Origin of the sequence: Arsenophonus nasoniae DSM 15247, assembly GCF_000429565.1 — a bacterium.
Classification (GTDB): Bacteria; Pseudomonadota; Gammaproteobacteria; order Enterobacterales; family Enterobacteriaceae; genus Arsenophonus; species Arsenophonus nasoniae.
Genome location: NZ_AUCC01000142.1, coordinates 1 through 4,724, shown reverse-complemented (window position 1 = coordinate 4,724; position 4,724 = coordinate 1). Strand labels below are relative to the sequence as shown.

Sequence of the window (4,724 nt, the reverse complement as noted above, 5' to 3'; positions counted from 1 at the left end):
CACTGTTCGGTGCCTTTGAGGCCACACGCACTGCAGGCTTTGGATTTACAGGTTTGACAAAAGAAGCGTGAATGAGAGCATTCAGGTGAAGAACAGCAATAACGGCGAACGCCCATAGCGCAGGTGCTGCAGGCGAGCATCTTTTCGACAGAGAGTAGTTGCCATTCATCTATGTGATTATTTTCGATGAAAAGGTTCCATCCGTCATCGTATTGAAATAGCAGTTTTGCAGGTCTGGGGATGTACATAGAGCAGAGTATAAAAGACGAGAAGGGAATTGCCTAGAAATAGAGCGCCTTTGCCGCGATGCTCACGCCAAAGGCGTGCTTATGTTCAATAATCCAAACTATTCTCGTTCCTAGCTTATAACCATAAACTTCGGTTGTGATAGCCGAAAGCAAATAACAAAGAGAAAAAATTATCCCACTTGCCGTTATTTTCACAGAATAAAAATCAAACGTCTTATACACAAGTGTGTCACAGGTAATCATAATGGTTACCGTTAACCCTACAAATAACTCGTACAATTTAAAGTCATTTTTTAATACTAATTTATTCATACTAAACCTTACGCTTACATAAAATATACTTTTAAAAGGGTACTTAATAATATAAGCGAAAAAGTAAGATGTGCTATCTTCCTAGTAAGGTTACTAGAAATAGAAGTTTTTTCTTCACCTAGAACAATAATATAAAATATTATAATGCTTATTTTTATAGCTATTTTTTATAATGAAGCTTATTACTACATAATTAAATCAAAAACAACTTAACGTGGGTGTACACCTGTGTCGGCATACGTCCGGCCAGAAAGCGTTATAAGCTCCGCCTTGAGCGTAAAAATCAAGGCTACCGGCGATCAACCCGTTATTCCGTCGCTAATTTTTAGCAGCGAAATAACGAGTCATGCAACATGACTACATCGTTTTCCGCCATGCGGATCGCCGATACTGATTTGTTAAAGAGCAGATGCAACTGTCAAAGGCACCTCTACCAAAACTGGATGTTTTCAGTTTCAGATTCGACCAGAAAACGTGGGCGAGGGAAAATGATGCCTTAAAAAATTAGCTCGGGGTATGGAGGTAACCTCCGTTTTTCAATAAAAATAAAAACTTAAAAATCAATAAGTTAAAAATAATAAAAAATAAAACACCTATTTATCAAATATTTATTAATGAGCAGTATTTAAAATAACACTCTACAAATTTTATGACTGAATTGCAGAGTGTTTTCTCATTACAGTTACGTAGAAGCGATTAACTTAATAAAGGCATCTTGAATAATAAAGTTAAACAATGCTTTTAATTCAGAAGAGGAATTAAGTTCGTACTTATGCATTGAACTGTTCAAATGATTATCTATCGTACTTACACTAATATTCAGTTTTAACGCTATTTCACTCCTCGTTAATCCAACCCTAAAAAGTGATAAAATCTCAATTTCTCTTTTAGATAGCTTTGGAAAAAGCTCTGAGTAAGGTGTAAAATCTTCAATACGAAAATACTTCATTATTTCCCCTATTCAGTTAGCGTAACCGTCAGAGCACACCGCTCTGACGACAAGACTTAAACGCTAATGACTTGACTACCAGAAGGTAGAAATTCAGGAGGAAGGTATTGATTCATACCGTTAGTGCAGCAATAGTTCCTAAATTGCCGACAATTATGCACACCCGATTTCTGATAAATCGATTGCAAATTGTTTTCTATCGTCCGATGGGATAAATTAAGTTTTCTGCCAACTTCTTTGCTACTTAATAGCTGTAGTGTAAAAAATACAATCTGGCGCTCTCGCTGACTAAATCGGTTATCTGACTGAATCAGATTAATGGTATAAGGTGACTCACCTTCGATATACTCAAGCAGCGATAAAAACAAGAAGGGTTGAGCATAAAAAAATGCCCCTTGATAAACGTTCTTTTCATCGAATCTCGGAAAAAAATCAAACAGCAACGGTTGAGACGGTTTTTTGTAACCAGCGGGTAGCGTACTCAGCAGCGATAACGGCAATTTCTTATGGCGAAAGACCTCCTCGTGCTCATAGAAAACGTCCAGCACCTGAGAAGATTCTACCGTCATCCCCAGAATATCCGTCATCGCGGCATTGGTATAAACCTCTGATTCAGCGTCAGTAAAGCCACAGGGGATAGTGAGACTTTGGTAAAATTGCGTGATTGGGCTGTTCATGCAACACCCCCTATTTTCAGAAGGTATGCACGTTGGCGCGGTGTCAAATTGTGTGAAATGTGTGCAAATTTAGCGAGTGTGGCATGTCTGGCGTTACAGACACGTTGGCAAAAAATGGGATGCAGATTTCTAGGACGAGCCTTAAGGTGGGTAGTAGCCATGATAGCAACCTCAGTAAGTGGCTGGTTTTGCTACCACCAGAGTTCTGACACTCATAGGGTGGTAACCCAGACGGGGGTCAGAAACCGGCCTTACTGAACACCGGCCATCCCAAAGGATGCCCCGCCTGAGTCACCATTATTTCAGCTATACTTAGGCGTTTTGCAACACATAAAAAAGACGCATGGCGCGTCTGGTGTCGCCAGTAAGACACACGGGTTCTGACGCCCAGTTAACCATTGAGAGTTAACGTTTCAATTATAGCGACGGAACGGAAAAGCAGCAAGGATATAATTTAACTATACTGATTATTGAGTTATATCAATAGATCTAATAAGATAGCGATGTCACTGGAGAACTACAGTGATCAAGGTTTTGCAGCCTTGGACACATACCACTGGTAAAAATATTTACCAGTGTACTCCTCCTGTTATCACCTTCTATGGCGGTTCAGGTGGGGGAGTCGAAAGACTCGCCGGAGTATGTGCCGGTCTGCAAACCCCGTCTGGATCGCCACCCAACTTTCATTTTTCTCACTAAAATAAGGGTGAGATTAAACAGAAGTTGATCTAACCAACACTTCAGGTGGGGGGGAAGCATGAAACATAAAAAAACCAAGAAAAAAAAATGATTTTGGATCTTTTATTGATTTTATCGATAGAAGTGATATGCCTTATTTTATAAGAGATAATGAATCAAGATTTCTTTATATTAACAAATCCGGTCTCTTTTTTTAAATATCCCCTCAAATTTTAAAATCGAAGGAAAACTAGACAAAGATTTACCTGTCGATTGGGCTGAATTTAGTGAAGAATTTCAAAGACAGGATAGAATGACAGAAAATCTAGAAAAAAGCTCATCGATAATTTCAACGCAATTATACAATTTTAAAAATGAAATAGAGCCTTTCTTTTGCCCTAAAAGTCCATTTTATTTAGGAAATGAATACATTGGAACTTTAGGCTCAGCAAGTAAGTTAAAATTCATTTCTGTCCCTACCTTTATCGATCAAAGAAAACCTTTTGTGCTGTCAACACATCCGCCAAATCATCTTTTTACAAAAAGAGAACTTGACATAATCTTTTGGTTACAGCAAAGATTAATGAGTAAAGAAATTGCCAGAAGGTTAAATATCTCACATAGAACGGTCAATAATAAAATTCAGATTATTTATGATAAAGCTAATGTGCATTCTTTTATTCAATTTATTGAATTTTGTAAATATTCAGGGTTTGACCGTTATATTCCGCCAGAATTTATCAATAAAGGAGTTCAATTTATTACCTAGTTTTGGTTTAACAATAAGTGATTAAGGGTTAACTATGTTTGATACGCATATTGAAATAAGGGTGCCCTCTGACTTTGTTAATGTTCAAAATGAAATACCAGAGATAAAAACAGATATAAGATATTTTAATGGAAATAATTTCACGGGTAGGAAAATTAATGGATATAACGCCCCCGTGTGTTTAATGACAAAGTCAGCCACTGAAGCCCTTAAAAAAGTGGTTCGCATTTTATACCCGTTAGGTTTAACACTAAAAGTTTACGATTGTTATCGCCCTCAAAGCGCAGTCAATGATTTTATTTCCTGGTCACAGGACGTTCACAATCAGTCAATGAAGAACGTATTTTACCCTGATGTAGAGAAATCAAAGTTATTCAAAGAAGGTTATATTGCTAAAAAATCCGCACATTCACGTGGTAGCACCGTTGATTTAACTATTGTCCCGGTTAATTCAAATGATTATTCAAAAGAACTTGATTTCGGCTCCTATTTTGATTTTTTTGACCAAAAATCCGCTTTCTTATATCAAAATCTTCCCGAACAGGCTAAAGCAAATCGATTATTACTTAACCTATTAATGACCTCTGCTGGGTTTAAAGGATATGACAAAGAATGGTGGCACTTCACATTAACCAATGAGCCTTACCCAAATACCTATTTTGATTTCCCGGTAAACAACCTAAATATGAAGGTAACGCGCCCATGAAAAATAAAAACGTGGTATTCAACCATGATCACCATACCTTATCCAGAGTACCGTTGAATGAACGTAGCACGCTACGCGTGAGCGGCGCAGCGGTGCTGCTTCGGGGATGTTAATGAGTTGAGTACTGTTTTATACTCTGCAGTAGGTTAATTTTTTTCAGGGATTCATCTCGATGGCTCGCAATAAATCTCCCAGAAAGCGTAAACCGGTTAAATCAGGCAGGCTGCCCGTCACTTCACGTGCCACAGCGCCTGTTTATCCGAAACGTTTTATGATCTCTCTCCCACCCGAAAATGATGATGACAGACCGCCTGAATTTTTTTATGACACCCTAAAAGAAGCCATACGCCACTGCGTCCGACTCGGCCCCCAATTTTTTCTCGAC

The 4,724-nt window shown here is 38.2% G+C and carries 6 protein-coding genes and 1 pseudogene; 4 read left to right on the top strand and 3 right to left on the bottom strand.

From position 1 onward, the window contains the following. The 3 genes from G468_RS23190 to G468_RS0116310 form a co-directional block, all read right to left on the bottom strand. The coding region (locus G468_RS23190; protein ID WP_211229658.1) for a transposase zinc-binding domain-containing protein at positions 1–248 on the bottom strand (248 nt) is incomplete at its 3' end. A gap of 994 nt (positions 249–1,242) precedes the next feature. Beyond that, a complete protein-coding gene (locus G468_RS0116315; RefSeq protein WP_026823953.1) occupies positions 1,243–1,509 on the bottom strand; it encodes a helix-turn-helix transcriptional regulator in 267 nt (88 codons plus the stop codon). A gap of 56 nt (positions 1,510–1,565) precedes the next feature. Continuing rightward, positions 1,566–2,186: a helix-turn-helix transcriptional regulator gene (locus G468_RS0116310; protein WP_026823952.1), complete on the bottom strand. Its 621-nt coding sequence runs from the start codon at positions 2,184–2,186 to the stop codon at positions 1,566–1,568. On the opposite strand from G468_RS0116310, the gene G468_RS23975 reads away from it, so the two are divergent. From G468_RS23975 to G468_RS21530, 4 genes and pseudogenes are all read left to right on the top strand, one after another. After that, the gene (locus G468_RS23975) at positions 2,157–2,444 is read left to right on the top strand and encodes a hypothetical protein (protein WP_155847020.1); all 288 of its coding nucleotides are present in this window, start codon (positions 2,157–2,159) and stop codon (positions 2,442–2,444) included. The two genes, G468_RS0116310 and G468_RS23975, sit on opposite strands and share 30 nt — an antisense overlap. A gap of 733 nt (positions 2,445–3,177) precedes the next feature. Beyond that, positions 3,178–3,633 (top strand): helix-turn-helix transcriptional regulator, encoded by a 456-nt coding sequence (locus G468_RS21535; RefSeq protein WP_051297169.1) that lies wholly within the window; start codon positions 3,178–3,180, stop codon positions 3,631–3,633. Between the two features lie 34 nt (positions 3,634–3,667). Then, complete coding sequence (locus tag G468_RS0116300; RefSeq protein WP_026823951.1) at positions 3,668–4,339, top strand: M15 family metallopeptidase; 672 nt, start codon at positions 3,668–3,670, stop codon at positions 4,337–4,339. 172 nt (positions 4,340–4,511) lie between these two features. Then, positions 4,512–4,724, top strand: a pseudogene (locus G468_RS21530) (hypothetical protein); the annotation flags it as partial.

Excerpts from the sequence above, each read along its gene's own strand:
- G468_RS0116315 (WP_026823953.1), bottom strand. The coding sequence starts at position 1,509 with ATGAAGTATTTTCGTATTGAAGATTTTACACCTTACTCAGAGCTTTTT.
- G468_RS0116310 (WP_026823952.1), bottom strand. The coding sequence starts at position 2,186 with ATGAACAGCCCAATCACGCAATTTTACCAAAGTCTCACTATCCCCTGT.
- G468_RS21535 (WP_051297169.1), top strand. The coding sequence starts at position 3,178 with ATGACAGAAAATCTAGAAAAAAGCTCATCGATAATTTCAACGCAATTA.
- G468_RS0116300 (WP_026823951.1), top strand. The coding sequence starts at position 3,668 with ATGTTTGATACGCATATTGAAATAAGGGTGCCCTCTGACTTTGTTAAT.